At 64.8% G+C, this 18,598-nt stretch carries 18 protein-coding genes; 5 read left to right on the top strand and 13 right to left on the bottom strand.

Going from position 1 to position 18,598, the window contains the following annotated elements; translation table 11 throughout:
• Positions 1-202: 202 nt before the first annotated feature.
• Entirely contained in the window at positions 203-1,333 is a 1,131-nt protein-coding gene (asd, locus tag KIH07_RS22355) for an aspartate-semialdehyde dehydrogenase (RefSeq protein ID WP_226494065.1), read from the bottom strand.
• Between the two features lie 302 nt (positions 1,334-1,635).
• Here asd and KIH07_RS22350 point away from each other — a divergent pair, with 302 nt between their 5' ends.
• Positions 1,636-2,184, top strand: coding sequence for a DUF6623 family protein (locus KIH07_RS22350; RefSeq protein ID WP_226494064.1), 549 nt, complete (start codon positions 1,636-1,638; stop codon positions 2,182-2,184).
• A 70-nt stretch (positions 2,185-2,254) separates the two neighbouring features.
• Here the strand turns inward: KIH07_RS22350 and leuB are convergent, their stop codons facing one another.
• The 12 genes from leuB to KIH07_RS22290 form a co-directional block, all read right to left on the bottom strand.
• A complete protein-coding gene (gene leuB / locus KIH07_RS22345; RefSeq protein ID WP_226494063.1) occupies positions 2,255-3,325 on the bottom strand; it encodes a 3-isopropylmalate dehydrogenase in 1,071 nt (356 codons plus the stop codon).
• 135 nt (positions 3,326-3,460) lie between these two features.
• Entirely contained in the window at positions 3,461-4,105 is a 645-nt protein-coding gene (gene leuD / locus KIH07_RS22340; protein ID WP_226494062.1) for a 3-isopropylmalate dehydratase small subunit, read from the bottom strand.
• A gap of 30 nt (positions 4,106-4,135) precedes the next feature.
• A complete protein-coding gene (locus KIH07_RS22335; RefSeq protein ID WP_226494061.1) occupies positions 4,136-4,390 on the bottom strand; it encodes a hypothetical protein in 255 nt (84 codons plus the stop codon).
• A gap of 35 nt (positions 4,391-4,425) precedes the next feature.
• Positions 4,426-5,847 carry a 3-isopropylmalate dehydratase large subunit gene (gene leuC, locus KIH07_RS22330; RefSeq protein WP_226494060.1) on the bottom strand — a complete coding sequence of 474 codons (1,422 nt, stop codon included), beginning with the start codon at positions 5,845-5,847 and terminating at the stop codon, positions 4,426-4,428.
• Between the two features lie 28 nt (positions 5,848-5,875).
• Positions 5,876-6,826 carry a LysR substrate-binding domain-containing protein gene (locus tag KIH07_RS22325; RefSeq protein ID WP_226494059.1) on the bottom strand — a complete coding sequence of 317 codons (951 nt, stop codon included), beginning with the start codon at positions 6,824-6,826 and terminating at the stop codon, positions 5,876-5,878.
• A gap of 250 nt (positions 6,827-7,076) precedes the next feature.
• Positions 7,077-8,387 (bottom strand): citrate synthase, encoded by a 1,311-nt coding sequence (locus KIH07_RS22320; protein WP_226494058.1) that lies wholly within the window; start codon positions 8,385-8,387, stop codon positions 7,077-7,079.
• Positions 8,388-8,408: 21 nt separating this feature from the next.
• Positions 8,409-8,699: a succinate dehydrogenase assembly factor 2 gene (locus tag KIH07_RS22315; protein ID WP_226494057.1), complete on the bottom strand. Its 291-nt coding sequence runs from the start codon at positions 8,697-8,699 to the stop codon at positions 8,409-8,411.
• Positions 8,700-8,718: 19 nt separating this feature from the next.
• Positions 8,719-9,423, bottom strand: coding sequence for a succinate dehydrogenase iron-sulfur subunit (locus tag KIH07_RS22310; protein WP_068173976.1), 705 nt, complete (start codon positions 9,421-9,423; stop codon positions 8,719-8,721).
• Positions 9,424-9,451: 28 nt separating this feature from the next.
• Entirely contained in the window at positions 9,452-11,257 is a 1,806-nt protein-coding gene (gene sdhA, locus KIH07_RS22305; protein WP_226494056.1) for a succinate dehydrogenase flavoprotein subunit, read from the bottom strand.
• A gap of 4 nt (positions 11,258-11,261) precedes the next feature.
• Positions 11,262-11,627, bottom strand: coding sequence for a succinate dehydrogenase, hydrophobic membrane anchor protein (gene sdhD / locus KIH07_RS22300; protein ID WP_068173978.1), 366 nt, complete (start codon positions 11,625-11,627; stop codon positions 11,262-11,264).
• Positions 11,628-11,649: 22 nt separating this feature from the next.
• Entirely contained in the window at positions 11,650-12,081 is a 432-nt protein-coding gene (gene sdhC / locus KIH07_RS22295) for a succinate dehydrogenase, cytochrome b556 subunit (protein WP_068173979.1), read from the bottom strand.
• Between the two features lie 160 nt (positions 12,082-12,241).
• Entirely contained in the window at positions 12,242-13,072 is an 831-nt protein-coding gene (locus tag KIH07_RS22290; protein WP_226494055.1) for a GntR family transcriptional regulator, read from the bottom strand.
• Positions 13,073-13,287: 215 nt separating this feature from the next.
• Here KIH07_RS22290 and KIH07_RS22285 point away from each other — a divergent pair, with 215 nt between their 5' ends.
• Genes KIH07_RS22285 through acnB form a run of 4 tightly spaced genes read left to right on the top strand, consistent with a single transcriptional unit; the run spans position 13,288 to position 18,484 of the window.
• A complete protein-coding gene (locus KIH07_RS22285) occupies positions 13,288-14,274 on the top strand; it encodes a malate dehydrogenase (RefSeq protein ID WP_226494054.1) in 987 nt (328 codons plus the stop codon).
• 18 nt (positions 14,275-14,292) lie between these two features.
• Positions 14,293-15,297: an HpcH/HpaI aldolase/citrate lyase family protein gene (locus KIH07_RS22280; RefSeq protein ID WP_226494053.1), complete on the top strand. Its 1,005-nt coding sequence runs from the start codon at positions 14,293-14,295 to the stop codon at positions 15,295-15,297.
• 14 nt (positions 15,298-15,311) lie between these two features.
• Positions 15,312-15,902 (top strand): hypothetical protein, encoded by a 591-nt coding sequence (locus KIH07_RS22275; protein WP_226494052.1) that lies wholly within the window; start codon positions 15,312-15,314, stop codon positions 15,900-15,902.
• The gene (acnB, locus tag KIH07_RS22270) at positions 15,896-18,484 is read left to right on the top strand and encodes a bifunctional aconitate hydratase 2/2-methylisocitrate dehydratase (protein ID WP_226494051.1); all 2,589 of its coding nucleotides are present in this window, start codon (positions 15,896-15,898) and stop codon (positions 18,482-18,484) included. The genes KIH07_RS22275 and acnB overlap by 7 nt, the downstream gene beginning before the upstream one ends.
• Positions 18,485-18,598 lie beyond the last annotated feature (114 nt).

The following is an 18,598-nucleotide window of genomic DNA, read 5'->3' as shown; positions in this document are numbered from 1 at the left end:
GGCGGGTGTGAATAGGCACATGAACCTCGACGTAAAAAACCGAGAATTGACCATAACATCAACGCATTACGGTGACAAGCTGAGAATTCGCTTGAGTTTCTGAGGCACCGTTCGACGAACCGTGAGATCGTACACGCGTTGCAACCACACAACGGGATCGCGCCGATCCGCGGTCCCGTCGGGGTTGTCTCTTGTCACAGTTTCATGCACTCAACAGGATGCGCAGCATACGGCGCAGCGGTTCGGCTGCGCCCCACAGCAACTGGTCACCAATGGTGAACGCGCCCACGTATTCCGGTCCCATGGCCAGCTTGCGGATGCGGCCGACGGGGATGGTCATGGTGCCGGTCACGGCCACCGGCGTCAGATCCCTGACGGTCGCTTCACGGTTGTTGGGTACGACTTTGACCCAGTCGTTGTCGGCGGCAATCATGGCTTCCAGATCGGCGACTGGGACGTCCTTGCGCAGTTTGAAGGTCAATGCCTGGCTGTGGCAGCGCATGGCGCCCACGCGCACGCAGAAGCCGTCCACAGGAATGGCGGCGGAGCCGAAGCCTTCACCCAGCCCCAGGATCTTGTTGGTCTCGGCCATGCCCTTCCACTCTTCCTTGGACATGCCGTTGCCCAGGTCCTTGTCGATCCAGGGGATCAGCGAGCCGCCCAGCGGCACACCGAAGTTGGCCGTTTCGGCGCCGCTCAGCGCGCGCTGCTTGGCGATCACCTTGCGGTCGATTTCCAGGATGGCGCTTTTGGGGTCGTCCAGCAGGGACTTCACTTCGGCGTTGAGCGTGCCGTACTGCGTCAGCAGTTCGCGCATGTGCTGGGCGCCGCCGCCCGACGCCGCCTGGTAGGTCTGGGTGCTCATCCACTCCACCAGTCCGGCCTTGTACAGCGCGCCCACGCCCATGAGCATGCAGCTCACGGTGCAGTTGCCGCCGATCCAGTTCTTGCCGCCATTGGCCAGTGCGTCCTTGATCACCGGCATGTTCACCGGGTCCAGGATGATGACGGCGTCTTTTTCCATGCGCAGCGTGGAGGCGGCGTCGATCCAGTGGCCGTTCCAGCCCGCGGCACGCAGTTTGGGGAACACTTCGCTGGTGTAGTCGCCACCCTGGGCGGTGATGACGATGTCGCAGCGCTTGAGGGCGGCGATGTCGTGCGCATCCTGCAAGGTGGTCTCGTTCTTCGCCATGGCCGGGGCCTTGCCGCCAGCGTTGGAGGTGGAGAAGAACAGGGGCTCGATCAGGTCGAAGTCTTTTTCCTCGACCATGCGATCCATCAACACCGAGCCGACCATGCCGCGCCAGCCGACCAAACCAACCAACTTGCTCATTTCAAACGCCCTTTCAGATTAAAGAAACAGGTCCAGACCAGACTGTTTGCCCCGGCTCGTCTGGCCGGGGAGGGCGCACGACGAACCAGAGCTGTTCAGCCCTTAATGGTCGTGGTTTTGGTGGTGTTTGCGCGCACTGCGACCCCGGCCATGGCGGCGGAGGCGTTGTTCAGCTTGAACGGGCGGTGGGCAAACATGGGCGAGATTGTAGCGGATGCGAGCTTGGGCGCTGCTTACGGCCGCTTGCTGCTCGGATCAAGGCTTCACCGCGGGCTTGTTGCAAGGCCCGAGCCCGGTGGAGAATGGGGCGCAGCTTTGCAATGGTGGTCATTTTTCAGGAGGCATTGAACATGCTCAAGTACGCGTCGTGGGTGCACGGCAATGCACTGGTGGAAGAATTGCCCCAGGGCATCCTCAAGCGGCATTGGGCCTGGGGCACCGAGCTTCAATTTATTTTTGGCCCGGGCGAGTCACCCGTAGGCACCTGGTGCCACCTACCGATTCCGACACCCGTCATCCTCAACGACAGCCGGCTGAAAGTGCAGACGCTGTTTCTGCTGTTCAAGACCGGGCAGCACGCCGCGATCGACAACCTGCATGTCTTTGACGGACCCAACAAGGTCCACGGCTGGGATATCGTTCCGGGCAGCAACATGTCCGCGCGCCGCAGCGGGGACCACTCCCGCTCCATCGACGCGCAAAACACCTTCACCTTGCCCACGCCCCACGAGCTCGCGTTTGGCCTGTCGATCGCCTTCACGTTCCGGCCGGTCGCGGTGAACACCTCTTTGCCTCAGGTCGACCCCGAAGGCACCTTGCTGATCACCACGGCCGGGGCGGATTTCTTCTGATCCGGATCCAGGCCGTCGACACAAAAAAAGCAGCCCGCAGGCTGCTTTTTTTGTGCCGACGCCGCGCCGCTCAGACCAGGGCCTTGACCACCGCGTCGCCCATCTGCGAAGTGCCCACCTTGGTCGTGCCCTCGCTCCAGATGTCGGGGGTGCGCAGCCCCTGCGCCAGCACCTTCTGCACGGCGGCCTCAATGCGTTGCGCGGCGGCTTCCTGGTTCAGGCTGAAGCGCAGCATCATGGCCGCGCTCAGGATGGTGGCCAGCGGGTTGGCCACGCCCTTGCCAGCGATGTCGGGTGCGCTGCCGTGGCTGGGTTCGTACAGGCCCTGGTTCTTCGCGTTCAGCGAGGCCGAGGGCAGCATGCCGATGGAGCCCGTCAGCATGGACGCCTCGTCGGACAGGATGTCGCCGAACATGTTGCCGGTGACGACCACGTCAAACGCCTTGGGCGCCTTGACCAGCTGCATCGCGGCGTTGTCCACGTACATGTGCTGCAGTTCCACGTCGGGGTACTGGGCGTGCACTTCGGTGACCACGTCTTTCCAGAACTGGAAGGTTTCCAGCACGTTGGCCTTGTCCACGCTGGTGACCTTCTTGTTGCGCTTGCGCGCGGCCTGGAAGGCGACGTGGGCGATGCGCTCGATCTCGGGCTTGCTGTAGCGCATGGTGTCGAACGCTTCTTCGGCGCCGGGGAAGTGGCCGTCGGTGGCCACGCGGCGGCCGCGCGGCTGGCCGAAGTAGATGTCGCCGGTGAGCTCGCGGATGATGAGAATGTCCAGACCCGCGATCAGCTCGGGTTTGAGGCTGGATGCCCCCACCAGCTGTTCGTAGCAGATGGCCGGGCGGAAGTTGGCGAACAGGCCCAGGTTCTTGCGCAGGCCCAGGATGGCCTGCTCGGGGCGCAGCGGACGGTCCAGCTTGTCGTATTTCCAATCACCGACGGCACCGAACAGCACGGCGTCGGCCGACTTGGCCAGGTTGAGCGTGGACTCGGGCAACGGGTGGCCGTGCGCCTCGTAGGCGGCGCCGCCCACCAGGGCGGATTCCATTTCGAAGCTGAGGTCGAGGGCGTTGAGGACCTTGACCGCCTCGGCCACGATTTCGGTGCCGATGCCGTCACCCGGGAGAACTGCGATTTTCATGATTTGGGAGAAGTTAAAGGATAAGGTTTCGGCGCGAAGTGTCTGTGGTCAGGTTGCCGTGGAACCGGCTCTGCCGGGCCACTGGCAACGCCCCCTGGAAGGGGGTGACGCCGCAGGCGGCGCGGGGGTGGTCACTTACATCGTGTGCGCGAGCCACGGTTTGGTGGCCAGACGCTCTTTCTCAAACGCCTCGATCTTGTCCTTGTGGCGCAGGGTCAGGCCGATGTCATCGAGGCCATTGAGCAGGCAGTACTTGCGGAAAGCCTGCACCTCGAACGGTATTTCTTCACCTTGCGGTTTCACGATCACCTGGCGTTCCAGGTCGATCGTCAGCGGGTAGCCCGGGAAGGCGTATACCTCGTCGAACAGCTGGGCCACCGTGGCCTCGGGCAGCACGATGGGCAGCAGACCGTTCTTGAAGCAGTTGTTGAAGAAGATGTCGGCGTAGCTGGGCGCGATGATGGCGCGAAAGCCGTACTGGTCGATGGCCCAGGGCGCGTGTTCACGGCTGGAGCCGCAGCCGAAATTCTTGCGTGTCAGCAGCACCGAGGCGCCCGCGTAGCGCGCCTGGTTGAGAACGAAGTCCGGGTTGGGTTTGCGCGTGGCGGGGTCCTGGCCGGGCTCGCCCTTGTCCAGGTAGCGCCACTCGTCGAACAGGTTGGGGCCAAAGCCGGTCTTGCGAATTGACTTGAGGAACTGCTTGGGGATGATGGCGTCGGTGTCGACGTTCTCACGGTCCATGGGGGCCACGAGGCCCTGGTGAATGGTGAATTTCTGCATGATGGTGTGAGGGGTATTGCGGAGCTGGCCTCAGTGGGCCGCGTCCTTGACGGCGTCGCCAGCCTTCTCCAGCCCGGAACCGACCGACTGGCCGACGGCCTTGCCGCCTTCGACGGTCTTGTCCTTGACTTCGATGGCCTTGTCCACGACCGCGTCCTTGACTTCGATGGCCTTGTCTTTGACCACGGACGCGTCCTGTTTGACGCCTTGCACGGTGTTGCAGGCGGCCAGAGGCATCAGGGCTGCGGCGGCCAGCAGGATGAACAGGGGTTTGATAGAGGACATGATGGGACTCCTTGAAGAGGGTTCGGGACGGCAGGTCAGGCGATGGTGCGCACGTCAATGAAATGGCCGTGGATCGCGGCGGCGGCGGCCATGGCGGGGGACACCAGGTGGGTACGGCCACCGGCGCCCTGGCGGCCTTCGAAGTTGCGGTTGCTGGTGGAGGCGCAGCGTTCGCCGGGTTCCAGGCGGTCGGCGTTCATGGCCAGACACATCGAGCAGCCCGGTTCGCGCCACTCGAAGCCAGCGGCCTTGAAGATCTCGTGCAGGCCTTCGCGCTCGGCCTGTTCCTTGACCAGGCCCGAGCCGGGAACGACCATCGCCAGCTTGATGTTTCTGGCCACCTTCTGGCCCAGCTTCTTCACCACCGCAGCGGCTTCTCGCATGTCTTCGATGCGGCTGTTGGTGCAGGAGCCGATGAACACCTTGTCCACGAAGATGTCGTTCAGGGCCTTGCCCGGCTCCAGCGCCATGTAGGTGAGCGCACGCTCAATGGCGCCGCGCTTGTTCGGGTCCTTTTCCTTCTCGGGGTCGGGCACGCGGGCGTCCACGCCCAGTACCATCTCGGGCGAGGTGCCCCAGGTGACCTGCGGCACGATGGTGCTGGCGTCCAGCGTCACCACGGTGTCGAACACCGCGTCGGCGTCCGAGTGCAGGGTCTTCCAGTAGGCCACGGCCTGGTCCCATTCCACGCCGGTGGGGGAGAGCGGACGACCCTTGATGTATTCGATGGTTTTTTCATCCACCGCCACCAGGCCGGCGCGCGCGCCGCCTTCGATGGCCATGTTGCAGACCGTCATGCGGCCTTCCATGGACAGCGCGCGGATCGCACTGCCACCGAACTCGATGGTGTAGCCGGTGCCGCCGGCCGTGCCGATCTTGCCGATGATGGCCAGCACGATGTCCTTGGCGGTCACGCCCTTGGGGCACTGCCCGTCCACGCGCACCAGCATGTTCTTGGCCTTCTTGGCCAGCAGGGTCTGCGTGGCCATGACGTGCTCGACCTCGCTGGTGCCGATGCCGTGCGCGAGTGCGCCAAACGCGCCGTGGGTGCTGGTGTGGCTGTCGCCACAGACCACCGTCATGCCGGGCAGGGTGGCGCCGTTTTCCGGACCGATCACGTGCACGATGCCCTGGCGCTGGGACATGAAGGGGAAGAAGGCCGCCGCGCCGAATTCGGCGATGTTGTCGTTCAGCGTGGTGATCTGTTCCTTGCTGATCGGGTCGGTGATGCCGTCGTAACCCTGTTCCCAGCCGGTGGTGGGGGTGTTGTGGTCGGCGGTGGCCACGATCGAGCTCACACGCCAGACCTTGCGGCCCGCCTGACGCAGCCCTTCAAACGCCTGTGGGCTGGTCACTTCGTGCACGAGGTGGCGGTCGATGTAGAGGACGGAGGTGCCATCCTCCTCGGTATGGACGACGTGTTCGTCCCAGATCTTGTCGTAGAGCGTGCGTGCCATGGGGTGGGGTTCCTTTGCTGTTGGAATTTTATGCTTCGGGGTCTGTAACGGTGTGTTGTCCGGACTGCTCGCCCAGGTGCGCGACCAGCAGCCGGGCCGTGACCGGCAGGGTCGAAAAATCGCGGGCCACCAGGTCGATCTGCCGGGTGGCCCAGTCATCGGTGAGCGCCACACAGGTGAGCTCGCCCACGCCGTGCATCAGCTCGAAGGCTCGCCTGGGCATCAGGCCGACGCCCAGGCCGTTGTGGATCATGCGGCACATGGCGTCCAGCCCGGTCACACGGATGCGCAGCCGGATGCCGCGGCCGGCGCTGGTGGCGGCCTGGTGCATGGCGAGATAGATGGAGCTGTTGGCGTGCAGCCCCACGTGGTCCCAGTCGAGGCTGTCGGCAAAAGCCAGCTGTTCGCGGTCCGCCAAGGGGTGGTCACGCGGAACGATCAGCACCAGCTGGTCTTGCCGGTAGGGGCGGGTCTGCAGGTCGGGCGGGGGGCCGCTCACCCCCGTGTGGCAGATGCCCAGATCGGCCGCACCTTCCTGCACGGCCCGCACCACCTCGGTGGACAGGTGCTCTTCCAGATCGATCTTGACCTGATCGTGCAGGCGGATGAAGCTGCCCAGGTCCTCGGGCAGGAATTGAACGATGGCCGAGATGTTGGCATGCACCCGCACGTGGCCACGCACACCGTCGGCGTATTCGGACAACTCGCCCTGCATCTTGTCCAGACTGAACAGCACCGAGCGCGCATGGTGGAGCAGGCTCTGGCCGGCGGGCGTGGGGCTGGCACCTCGGGCATGGCGGTAGAGCAGCGTGGTGCCCACGGCGCTTTCAAGATCGGAGAGGCGCTTGCTCACGGCCGAGGGGGCCATGAATTCCTGCTCGGCCGCCTTGCCGATGCTGCCGCGCTCACACACCGCCACAAAGAGCTGGAGCGAGGTGAGGTCGAGGCGGCGGGTGAAGCTGCGGTCCGGGGTGTTCATGGGTGACTCGTCGTGAATGACGATGAGTCATTTATTTTCTCACCTTGGGTGGTATTTTGTCGTCGCATTTGACGATGGGTGTCCCCGCCAAAACAAAACCCGCCGAGGGCGGGTTTTGTGGGCGTGGGGAAGCCGGCTCGGGTCTTTTGAGGGGGCAGTCCACGCAGGGCACCGCGGAACCGGCTCCGCCGGGCCGCCAGTGCCGCCCCCTTGAGGGGTGACGCCGCAGGCGGCGCGGGGGGTGATCCTTTTACCTCGATGCCAGGGGCTTGACGTCGCGGCGGTCGGCACCGGTGAACAACTGGCGCGGGCGGCCGATCTTGTACTCGGGATCGCTGATCATTTCGTTCAGCTGAGCGATCCAGCCGACCGTGCGGGCCAGCGCGAAGATGCCGGTGAACAGGTTGACCGGAATGCCGATGGCGCGCTGCACGATGCCGGAGTAGAAGTCCACGTTCGGGTACAGCTTGCGCGACACGAAGTACTCGTCTTCCAGGGCGATCTTTTCCAGTTCCTTGGCGAGCTTGAACAGCGGATCGTTTTCCAGGCCAAGTTCCTGCAGGACTTCGTTGCAGGTTTCCTGCATCAGCTTGGCGCGCGGGTCGTAGTTCTTGTAGACCCGGTGGCCGAAGCCCATGAGTTTGACGCCGGAGTTCTTGTCCTTGACCTTCTCCATGAACTCGCCGACCTTGGACACGCCGCCCTGGCGCTGGATGTCTTCCAGCATGTTCAGGCAGGCCTCGTTGGCGCCGCCGTGGGCCGGACCCCAGAGGCAGGCCACGCCGGCCGCGATGGCGGCGAACGGGTTGGTGCCCGACGAACCGCACAGGCGCACGGTGGAGGTGGAGGCGTTCTGCTCGTGGTCGGCGTGCAGGATGAAGATGCGATCGAGCGCCTTCTCCAGCACGGGGTTGACTTTGTACTCTTCGCAAGGGGTGCCGAACATCATGCGCAGGAAGTTGCCCGAATAGCTCAGGTCGTTGCGCGGATACATGTAGGGCTGGCCGATGCCGTACTTGTAGGCCATGGCGACCAGTGTGGGCATCTTGGCGATCAGGCGGATGGCCGCGACCTTGCGGTGCTCCGGATTGTTGATGTCGGTGCTGTCGTGATAGAAGGCCGACAGCGCGCCCACCAGACCGGTCAGCACGGCCATGGGGTGGGCGTCACGACGGAAGCCACGCAGGAAGAACTGCATCTGCTCGTTGACCATGGTGTGGTTGATCACGAGCTTGTGGAAGTCGCCGCGCTCTTTCTCATCGGGCAGCTCGCCATTGAGAAGCAGGTAACAGGTGTCGAGGTAGTCGCAGTTGGTGGCGAGCTGCTCGATGGGGTAGCCGCGGTACAGCAACTCACCCTTGTCGCCATCGATGTAGGTGATGGCCGACTGGCAGGAGGCGGTGGACAGGAAGCCGGGGTCGTAGGTGAACATACCGGTCTGCGCGTACAGCTTGCGGATGTCGATCACGTCCGGGCCGATGCTGCCGGCGTACACCGGCAGGTCGACGCTGGGGCTGCCGTTGGAGAACGACAGGGTGGCTTTGTTGTCTACGAGTTTCATGCGGGTTCCTTTTAAGGGGGCTTAAATGGGTTGCCGGGCTGCACGCAGCAGGCCCAGTACGTGCGCGACGTCATCACGGGCCAGCTCGCCCTGGGGAGGTTTTCTTCCAAGCAACAGATCGAGCAGATCGTTGTCAGACAGTTCCATTAGAACCCCCAGGGCTTGAGCCTGGCTGACGGTCAGGCCAGACGCGTGTCTGGCAAAAAAACTGTCGATGAACAGGTCGTTCTCGAGCAGTCCACGGCGGCAGCGCCAGCGCAGCTTGCTCAAGGCGCGTGGATCGAGCAGGGCGTCGGTGGTGCTGGCTTCCATGATGGGTCGGATGGCGTGCTCAGATCGAGCGCATCACCATCATTTCCTTGATCTTGCCGATCGCTTTGGTCGGGTTCAGGTTCTTCGGGCACACGTCCACGCAGTTCATGATGGTGTGGCAGCGGAACAGGCGGTACGGGTCTTCCAGGTTGTCCAAGCGCTCGCTGGTGGCTTCGTCGCGGCTGTCGGCGATGAAGCGGTAGGCCTGCAGCAGGCCGGCTGGGCCGACGAACTTGTCCGGGTTCCACCAGAAGCTGGGGCAGCTGGTCGAACAGCTCGCGCACAGGATGCATTCGTACAGGCCGTTGAGCTCTTCGCGCTCTTCCGGGCTTTGCAGGCGCTCGGTCTGGGGCGGCGGCGTGTCGTTGATCAGGTAGGGCTTGATGCTGTTGTACTGCTTGAAGAACAGCGTCATGTCCACGATCAGGTCGCGCACCACCGGAAGGCCGGGCAGGGGCTTCAAGGTGATCACGCCGGGCAGGGTGTTCATGTTGGTCAGGCAGGCCAGACCGTTCTTCCCGTTGATGTTCATCGCGTCCGAACCGCAGACGCCTTCGCGGCAGGAGCGGCGGAAGGAAATCGAGGGGTCCACCGCCTTGAGCTTCATCAGGGCGTCGAGCAGCATGCGCTCGTGGCCGTCGAGTTCGACCTCGATGGTCTGCATGTAAGGCTTGGCGTCCTTTTCCGGGTCGTAGCGGTAGATCTTGAATGTGCGAAGTGCCATGGTGTTTTTCTCCGTGCGACGTGGGTACTCAGAACGTTCTGACTTTGGGCGGAACGGATTCCACGGTCAGCGGCTTCAAGTTGACGGGCTTGTACGACAGGGTGTTGGTGGCGCTGTCCCACAGCGTGTGCTTCATCCACTCGGCGTCGTTGCGGCCCAGCGGGAACTGGGCGTCGTCGGCCGGGCGCTCGTAGTCGTTGACCGTATGGGCGCCGCGGCATTCGTGGCGCGCGGCGGCCGAGGTCATGGTGGCCTGGGCGACTTCCATCAGGTTGTCGACCTCCAGCGCTTCGATGCGCGCGGTGTTGAACACCTTGGACTTGTCTTTCAGCGTGATGTTGGCCACGCGCTCGCGCAGTGCGTTGATCTTGGTGACGCCTTCGTCCATGCTGGCCTGGGTGCGGAACACGCCAGCGTGCTGCTGCATGATGGCGCGCATGTCGCCGGCCACGTCCTGCGCGTATTCGCCGCTGGTGGAGTTGTCCAGGCGGGCCAGGCGGGCCAGGGTCTTGTCGGCGGCGTCGGCCGGCAGGGGTTTGTGGTTCTGGTTCTTGTCGTTGGTCTCGACGATGTGGTTGCCGGCCGCGCGGCCGAATACCAGCAGGTCGAGCAGCGAGTTGGTGCCCAGGCGGTTGGCGCCGTGCACACTGACGCAGGCGCATTCGCCCACCGCGTACAGGCCATTGACGACCTTCTGCGCGCCGTTGCCGTCGGGCGTGACGACCTGGCCGTTGATGTTGGTCGGGATGCCGCCCATCTGGTAGTGGATGGTGGGCACCACCGGAATCGGCTCGCGCGTAATGTCCACGTTGGCGAAGTTCACGCCGATCTCGTACACCGAGGGCAGGCGCTTGTGGATGGTCTCGGCGCCCAGGTGGTCGAGCTTGAGCAGCACGTAGTCCTTGTTGGGACCGCATCCTCGGCCTTCCTTGATCTCCTGGTCCATGCAGCGGGAGACGAAGTCGCGCGGCGCCAGGTCCTTCAGCGTGGGCGCGTAGCGCTCCATGAAGCGCTCGCCGTTGCTGTTGAGCAGGATCGCGCCTTCACCGCGGCAGCCTTCGGTCAGCAGCACGCCCGCGCCGGCCACGCCGGTGGGGTGGAACTGCCAGAACTCCATGTCCTGCAGCGGGATGCCAGCGCGCGCCGCCATGCCCAGGCCGTCGCCGGTGTTGATGAAGGCGTTGGTGGAGGCGGCAAAGATGCGGCCCGCGCCACCCGTGGCCAGCAGGGTCTGCTTGGCTTCGAGGATGTAGGTTTCGCCGGTTTCCATTTCCAGCGCGGTCACACCCACCACGTCGCCGTCGGCGTCGCGGATCAGGTCCAGCGCCATCCATTCGACGAAGAACGTGGTGCGGGCCTGCACGTTCTGCTGGTACAGCGTGTGCAGCATGGCGTGGCCGGTGCGGTCGGCCGCGGCGCAGGCGCGCTGCACCGGCTTCTCGCCGTAGTTGGCGGTGTGGCCGCCAAACGGGCGCTGGTAGATCGTGCCGTCGGGGTTGCGGTCGAACGGCATGCCGAAGTGTTCGAGCTCGTAGACGACCTTGGGTGCTTCACGGCACATGAACTCAATGGCGTCCTGGTCACCCAGCCAGTCGGAGCCCTTGATGGTGTCGTAGAAGTGGTAGTGCCAGTTGTCTTCGCTCATGTTGCCGAGCGAGGCGGACACGCCGCCTTGAGCGGCCACGGTGTGCGAGCGGGTCGGGAACACCTTGGAGAGCACGGCCACCTTCAGGCCGGCGCGGGCGAGTTGCAGCGAGGCACGCATGCCGGAGCCGCCAGCGCCGACGATCACGACGTCAAATTGGCGCTTGGGGAGATTTGCAGTTGCGGTCATGGCTTCAGAGACTCCAGAGAACTTGAACAGCCCAGCCCAGGCAGGCCACGAGCCAGACGATGGTGACGATGTGCAGCACGAGGCGGATGCCGGCGGGCTTGACGTAGTCCATCCAGATGTCGCGCATGCCGATCCATGCGTGGTAGGCCAGGGCCACGAACACGACGAAGGTCAGCGCCTTCATCCACTGGGCAGCGAAGATGCCGGCCCAGGACTCGTAGCCGATGGGGCCGCTGGTGAACAGCACCTGCAGCAACACGATCAGGGTGAACAGCGCCATGAGGGCGGCGGAGACGCGCTGGGCGAGCCAGTCGCGCAGGCCATAGTGGGCGCCGGTGACGACGCGCTTGGAACCGTAGTTGACAGACATGTTGTATTCCTCTCGATGGCGCTCAGTACAGGCCGAACAGTTTGGCGCCGAGCACCAGCGTCAGGCCGATGCTCAGGGCCAGGGTGACGATGGCCGACGATTTGCCGAACTCTTTGCTGACCGCATGGGCCACGTCCATGTACAGGTGGCGCACACCCGCGATCAGGTGGTGCAGGTAGGCCCAGATGAGGGCCAGCACCACCAGCTTGAAGAACCAGCCCGGCACAAAGCCCAGGCCGGCCGAGAAGGCCGAGCTGAAACGATCGAAGGAAATTTCGGACGACACCGAGGTGTCGAACAGCCAGACGATCAGCGGCAGCAGCACAAACATCAGGCCACCGCTGGCGCGGTGCAGGATCGAGACCCAGCCGGCCAGGGGCAGGCGGTAGGTGGTCAGATCCTTGAAGGCGTTGATGTTGCGGAACTCGGGCCGCTTCTTGGTCAACTCGGTCATGGTGGGGCTTTCTTCCGGGGGGCGGACAGGGGATTGGAAGGGGGATGTAACTCGTTGGTAACTCGGACCACGGGCCCGTAAATTCTATTGCAACGCAGCATACGGGTCGCTGACGCGGCACGGATCGCTCGGACTTTCATGGCGGCATGGGGTCCCGCTTTCAACTCAGTTCGTTGCGGTAGTGGCGCGACTCGGTGCGGTACAGGCCGCGGCGCAACTCCATGGGCACGTCGTTGTACGTGTAGGCCAGACGCTCCACGCTGAGCAGCGGGTGGCCTTCGGGCACGCCGAGCAGCCGGGCCGCGTCGGCATCGGCCGCGACCGCCTTGATCTTCTCCACCGCCCGCACCATGCGCACCCCGAACTGGGTTTCAAACAGGGCGTACATCGGTCCCTTGTCGTCGGACAGGGTTTCCACCGTCAGGCCTTTGAACGGGCCGCCGGGCAGCCACAGGTCTTCCAGGATGGCGGGGCTGCCCGCGAAGGCCAGCACGCGCTTGACCTGCAGGATGGGGTCGCCGGTGCGCAGTGCGAGCTGGCGCGCGACATCGGCGCTGGCCCGCAGGCGGCGGCATTCGATGATGCGGCGCTCGGCCGGACCCTGTTGCGCCAGATCACCGGTGTCGGGCAGCAGCCGCAGGAAGCGGTACTGGATGTGCTGCTCGGCATGGGTGGCGACGAAAGTGCCCTTGCCCTGGCGGCGCACCAGCAGGTTGTCGGTGGCGAGCTCGTCAATGGCCTTGCGCACCGTTCCCTGGCTCACGCGAAAGCGCGCGGCCAGATCGAACTCGCTGGGGATCATGTCGCCCGGTTTCCATTCGCCCGCCTGCAGGCTGCGCAGGATCAGTGTCTTGATCTGCTGGTAGAGCGGGCTGAACGCGGGGGCGGTTGGCGCCAAGCCACTCCCACTCGCGTCGCCAGAGCCCTGGGCAGCGGTGTCCGGCCCGTCGGCGGGCGACGGTTCGGGCGGGAATGCGGGATTGATGGCCATGGTTTCTCGGGACCCGGCGGTGCCGCCCGGTTGGTCCAATCATATCTTATATAAGACATAAGACAAATTGACTTCACAGGGTTTGCACGGGTACACTCACGGGCTGCGTCTGAACCATCTCTCACGGGTTTGCCCGCGTCTCTGTGGCTTGTGCCCCGGGGTTCTCCCCGCCGATTTCTTTCACCTATCCACCGTCCTTTTCTGGAGTTTTCACCATGAGCAAGAAGCCCGTTCGTGTTGCCGTCACCGGCGCCGCTGGTCAAATCGGTTACGCCCTGCTGTTCCGCATCGCTTCGGGCGAAATGCTGGGCAAGGACCAGCCCGTGATCCTGCAACTGCTGGAAATCCCCGACGAGAAGGCCCAGAAGGCGCTCAAGGGCGTGATGATGGAACTGGAAGACTGCGCCTTCCCGCTGCTGGCCGGCATGGAAGCCCACAGCGACCCGATGACCGCCTTCAAGGACACCGACTACGCGCTGCTGGTGGGCTCGCGTCCGCGCGGCCCCGGCATGGAGCGCGCCGAGCTGCTGAGCATCAACGGCGCCATCTTCACCGCCCAGGGCAAGGCCCTGAACGCCGTGGCCAGCCGCGACGTCAAGGTGCTGGTGGTCGGCAACCCGGCCAACACCAATGCCTACATCGCGATGAAGGCAGCCCCCGATCTGAAGCCGGGCAACTTCACCGCCATGCTGCGCCTGGACCACAACCGCGCCGCCAGCCAGCTGGCCGCCAAGACCGGCAAGGCTGTGTCCAGCATCAAGAAGCTGGCCGTGTGGGGCAACCACTCGCCCACCATGTACGCCGACTACCGCTTCGCCACCATCGACGGCGCTTCGGTCAAGGACATGATCAACGACCAGGCCTGGAACAAGGACGTGTTCCTGCCCACCGTGGGCAAGCGCGGCGCCGCCATCATTGAAGCGCGTGGCCTGTCTTCCGCCGCTTCGGCCGCCAATGCCGCCATCGACCACATGCGCGACTGGGCCCTGGGCACCAACGGCGAATGGGTCACGATGGGCATCCCGTCGCAAGGCTGGTACGGCATTCCCAAGGACGTGATGTTCGGCTTCCCCGTCACCTGCGCCAACGGCGAATACAAGGTGGTTGAAGGCCTGGAGATCGACGCCTTCTCGCAGGAATGCATCAACAAGACCCTGGCCGAACTGCAGGGCGAGCAGGACGGCGTCAAGCACCTGCTGTAACCCGTTGGTAACCACGGCGTGATCCATCCGCGCGACATTCTTCTGGGTGCCCAGGCCGGCGCGTTCGCGCTGCCGGTCTGCGACCACTACAGCGGGGTGGAAGCGCGGATGAAGAAGAGCCTGCAGCTGCAGGCCGAGATGACCGAGGAGTTCGGAACCTGCGTGTTTGACGTCACGCTCGACTGCGAAGACGGCGCCCCCGTGGGCGGCGAAGCGGATCACGCGGCGCTGGTCACCGCGCTCGCGCTGGGCGCGGCGCCCGAAGCCCGGGTGGCCGTTCGCGTCCACCCGGTGGACCACCCGGCTTTCGACGCCGACGTGGCCACCATCGCGGGTCAGGCCGCTTCGAAGCTGGTGCACCTGATGGTGCCCAAGGTCGAGTCGGTGGCCGATGTGCAGCGCGCCGTGGCCGCCATGGACGCCGCCGGCGCGACCGCGCTGCCGCTGCACGTGCTGATCGAGTCGCCCGCCGCGGTGCACCGGGCCTTTGACATCGCGGCTCACCCGCGCGTGCAGAGCCTGAGTTTTGGGCTGATGGACTTCGTGTCGGCGCACGGCGGCGCGATTCCGGCCGCGGGCATGAGCATGGCCGGGCAGTTCAGCCACCCGTTGGTGCTGCGCGCCAAGCTCGAGATCGCCAGCGCCTGCCATGCCCACGGCAAGGTGCCGTCGCATTGCGTGGTCACCGAGTTCAAGGACACCCAGGCACTGGGCCAGGCCGCGCGCACGGTCGCGCGTGAGCTCGGCTACACCCGCATGTGGAGCATCCACCCCGACCAGATACGACCGGTGCTCGAAGCCTTCGCGCCCCGGGCCGACGAGATCGGGGAGGCCGCTGCCATCCTGCTGGCGGCGCAGCGCGCCGACTGGGCGCCGGTGCAGCACGGCGGCCGTCTGCACGACCGCGCGAGCTACCGATTCTTCTGGCAGGTGCTGGTGCGCGCGCACGCGACCGGGCGTCCGATGCCCGAAGAGGTGACCCCCTTTTTTGCCACAATGAATGTTTTGGCTGATCGACCATGAAGGGGACACTGGCAATGGCACAGACGCAAACCTCCACCACCGCTTGGACCGCACTGGTTCTGGGTGCCGTCCTGGCTTTGTCGAGCGGGCCGGGCATGGCCCAGTCGAAGCCGAAAGCGCTTCTGCGCAAGCCCGCGCCCATGGCCATGCCCGCGCCGGTCGACCCGGTGCTGACCGAGCGCGATCTGGATGTGGCCGCCCGGGTGCATGTCGGTACCTTCCCCTGCGATCTGGGCAGCACGGTCCGGCTGGAGTCCGACACGCAGGCCAACGGCTTTTTCCACCTGCACCTGAACAAAGACCGCTACCGCCTGCACCCGGTCGAGAGCCGCACCGGCGCGATACGGCTGGAAGACCCGTTGCAGGGCGTGGTGTGGATTCAGCTGGGCAACAAGTCCATGTTGATGAGCCAGAAACTCGGCCGCCGCCTGGCCGACGAATGCATGGGCGAGCAGCAGCGCCAGGTGGCCGAGGCCCTGAAAACCAACCCGGCACCGAGCTTGTTCGAGCCCTTGCCAACCCCTCCCGCCGCGGCAGCCACCACCACCGGCTGCAACCGCAACCCCGAATCCCAACCTTTGACCTCTGGAGTTGAAACATGTTGAAAGCCTACCGAGAACACGTGGCCGAGCGCGCAGCGCTGGGCATTCCGCCCTTGCCGCTGACCGCGCAGCAGGTCGCTGACCTGATCGAGCTCATCAAGGCGCCGCCGGCTGGCGAAGACGCCTTCCTGCTCGACCTGCTCACGCACCGCGTGCCCCCGGGTGTGGACGATGCCGCCAAGGTCAAGGCCTCGTTCCTGGCCGCCGTGGCCCACGGCGACGTGAAGGTCGGCCTGATCTCCAAGGCCAAGGCCACCGAGCTGCTCGGCACCATGGTGGGTGGCTACAACGTGCACCCGCTGATCGAACTGCTGGACGACGCCGAAGTCGCCGGCGTGGCCGCCGAGGGCCTGAAGAAGACGCTGCTGATGTTCGACTTCTTCAACGACGTGGCCGAAAAGGCCAAGGCCGGCAACGCCAAGGCCAAGGAGGTCGTGCAATCCTGGGCCGACGCCGAGTGGTTCACCAGCCGCCCCGAAGTGCCCAAGTCCATCACCGTGACCGTGTTCAAGGTGCCGGGCGAAACCAACACCGACGATCTCTCTCCCGCACCCGATGCCTGGAGCCGCCCGGACATCCCGCTGCACTACCTGGCCATGCTGAAGAACACGCGCGAAGGCGCGGCCTTCAAGCCCGAAGAAGACGGCAAGCGCGGCCCGATGCAGTTCATCGAAGACCTGAAGAAAAAGGGCAACCTCGTGGCCTACGTGGGCGACGTGGTGGGCACCGGTTCTTCGCGCAAGTCGGCCACCAACAGCGTGATCTGGGCCACGGGCCAGGACATCCCCTTCGTGCCGAACAAGCGTTTCGGTGGTGTCACGCTGGGCGGCAAGATCGCTCCCATCTTCTTCAATACGCAGGAAGACTCGGGCTCGTTGCCGATTGAAGTGGACGTGTCCAAGCTGGAAATGGGCGACGTGGTTGACGTGATGCCCTACGACGGCAAGATCGTGCGCAACGGTGAAATCGTGGTCGAGTTCAAGCTCAAGAGCGACGTGCTGTTCGACGAAGTGCGCGCCGGCGGCCGCATCAACCTGATCATTGGCCGTTCGCTCACCGCCAAGGCGCGTGAGTTCCTGGGCCTGTCAGCGAGCACCCTGTTCCGCCTGCCCAGCACCCCCACCGCGACCAAGGCCGGCTTCACGCTGGCGCAGAAGATGGTCGGCCGTGCGGTCGGCCTGCCCGAAGGCCAGGGCGTGCGCCCCGGCACCTACTGCGAGCCGAAGATGACCACCGTGGGTTCGCAAGACACCACCGGCCCGATGACCCGCGACGAGCTGAAAGACCTGGCCTGCCTGGGCTTTTCCGCCGACCTGGTGATGCAGTCCTTCTGCCACACCGCTGCTTACCCCAAGCCGGTGGACGTGAAGACGCACCGCGAACTGCCCAAGTTCATCAGCAGCCGCGGCGGCGTGGCCCTGCGCCCGGGCGACGGCGTGATCCACAGCTGGCTCAACCGCCTGCTGCTGCCCGACACCGTGGGCACCGGCGGTGACTCGCACACCCGCTTCCCGATCGGCATTTCCTTCCCCGCGGGCTCCGGCCTGGTGGCCTTCGGTGCCGCCACTGGCGTGATGCCGCTGGACATGCCCGAGTCGGTGCTGGTGCGCTTCAAAGGCCAGATGCAGCCCGGCATCACGCTGCGCGATCTGGTGCACGCGATCCCGTTGTACGCCATCAAGGCCGGTTTGCTGACCGTGGCCAAGGCCGGCAAGAAGAACGTGTTCTCCGGCCGCATCCTGGAAATCGAAGGCCTGCCCGATCTGAAGGTCGAACAGGCGTTTGAACTGTCCGACGCCTCGGCCGAACGCAGCGCCGCCGGTTGCACCGTGAAGCTCAACCCCGAGCCGATCAAGGAATACCTCACCAGCAACGTCGTGCTGATGAAGAACATGATCGCCGACGGTTACGCCGACGCCCGCACGCTGGCGCGCCGCATTGAAAAGGTCGAAGCCTGGCTGGCCAACCCGAACCTGCTCGAAGCCGACAAGGACGCCGAATACGCGGCCGTGATCGAGATCGACCTGAACGAACTGACCGAGCCCGTGCTGTGCTGCCCGAACGACCCGGACGACGCCAAGCTGCTCTCCGAAGTGGCCGGCGCCAAGATCGACGAAGTGTTCATCGGCTCTTGCATGACCAACATCGGCCACTTCCGCGCCGCCTCCAAGCTGCTCGAAGGCAAGCGCGACATTCCGGTCAAGCTGTGGATCGCCCCGCCGACCAAGATGGACGCTTCGGAGCTGACCAAGGAAGGCCATTACGGCGTGTTCGGCGCGGCCGGTGCCCGCACCGAAATGCCCGGCTGCTCGCTGTGCATGGGCAACCAGGCGCAGGTGCGTGAAGGCGCGACCGTGGTGTCCACCTCGACCCGCAACTTCCCGAACCGCCTGGGCAAGAACACCTTTGTGTACCTGGCCTCGGCCGAACTCGCCGCCATCGCGTCCAAGCTGGGCCGCATCCCGACCGTGGCCGAATACCAGGCCGACATGGGCGTGATCAACAAGGACGGCAGCCAGATCTACAAGTACATGAACTTCGACCAGATCGAAGAGTACGCGGAGGCCGCCAAGGCGGTTGCCTGAGCACCGAGCCGCTTGCTGGCTGAATGACAAAGGCCCGGGGAGTGATCCCCGGGCCTTTTTGTATTCGCTGACGCATCGCCATTCCGGTGGACGCAGGCGCCTTGTTATGCTGGG

Origin of the sequence: Hydrogenophaga taeniospiralis (assembly GCF_020510445.1) — a bacterium.
Classification (GTDB): Bacteria; Pseudomonadota; Gammaproteobacteria; order Burkholderiales; family Burkholderiaceae_C; genus Hydrogenophaga.
The sequence above is the reverse complement of the archived record's forward strand: the minus strand, read 5'-3'. Positions and strand labels throughout refer to the sequence as shown.

Bases quoted from the DNA above. Each gene is read 5' to 3' on its own strand.
- asd (WP_226494065.1), bottom strand. From the start codon at position 1,333: ATGAGCAAGTTGGTTGGTTTGGTCGGCTGGCGCGGCATGGTCGGCTCG.
- KIH07_RS22350 (WP_226494064.1), top strand. From the start codon at position 1,636: ATGGGGCGCAGCTTTGCAATGGTGGTCATTTTTCAGGAGGCATTGAAC.
- leuB (WP_226494063.1), bottom strand. From the start codon at position 3,325: ATGAAAATCGCAGTTCTCCCGGGTGACGGCATCGGCACCGAAATCGTG.
- leuD (WP_226494062.1), bottom strand. From the start codon at position 4,105: ATGCAGAAATTCACCATTCACCAGGGCCTCGTGGCCCCCATGGACCGT.
- KIH07_RS22335 (WP_226494061.1), bottom strand. From the start codon at position 4,390: ATGTCCTCTATCAAACCCCTGTTCATCCTGCTGGCCGCCGCAGCCCTG.
- leuC (WP_226494060.1), bottom strand. From the start codon at position 5,847: ATGGCACGCACGCTCTACGACAAGATCTGGGACGAACACGTCGTCCAT.
- KIH07_RS22325 (WP_226494059.1), bottom strand. From the start codon at position 6,826: ATGAACACCCCGGACCGCAGCTTCACCCGCCGCCTCGACCTCACCTCG.
- KIH07_RS22320 (WP_226494058.1), bottom strand. From the start codon at position 8,387: ATGAAACTCGTAGACAACAAAGCCACCCTGTCGTTCTCCAACGGCAGC.
- KIH07_RS22315 (WP_226494057.1), bottom strand. From the start codon at position 8,699: ATGGAAGCCAGCACCACCGACGCCCTGCTCGATCCACGCGCCTTGAGC.
- KIH07_RS22310 (WP_068173976.1), bottom strand. From the start codon at position 9,423: ATGGCACTTCGCACATTCAAGATCTACCGCTACGACCCGGAAAAGGAC.
- sdhA (WP_226494056.1), bottom strand. From the start codon at position 11,257: ATGACCGCAACTGCAAATCTCCCCAAGCGCCAATTTGACGTCGTGATC.
- sdhD (WP_068173978.1), bottom strand. From the start codon at position 11,627: ATGTCTGTCAACTACGGTTCCAAGCGCGTCGTCACCGGCGCCCACTAT.
- sdhC (WP_068173979.1), bottom strand. From the start codon at position 12,081: ATGACCGAGTTGACCAAGAAGCGGCCCGAGTTCCGCAACATCAACGCC.
- KIH07_RS22290 (WP_226494055.1), bottom strand. From the start codon at position 13,072: ATGGCCATCAATCCCGCATTCCCGCCCGAACCGTCGCCCGCCGACGGG.
- KIH07_RS22285 (WP_226494054.1), top strand. From the start codon at position 13,288: ATGAGCAAGAAGCCCGTTCGTGTTGCCGTCACCGGCGCCGCTGGTCAA.
- KIH07_RS22275 (WP_226494052.1), top strand. From the start codon at position 15,312: ATGGCACAGACGCAAACCTCCACCACCGCTTGGACCGCACTGGTTCTG.
- acnB (WP_226494051.1), top strand. From the start codon at position 15,896: ATGTTGAAAGCCTACCGAGAACACGTGGCCGAGCGCGCAGCGCTGGGC.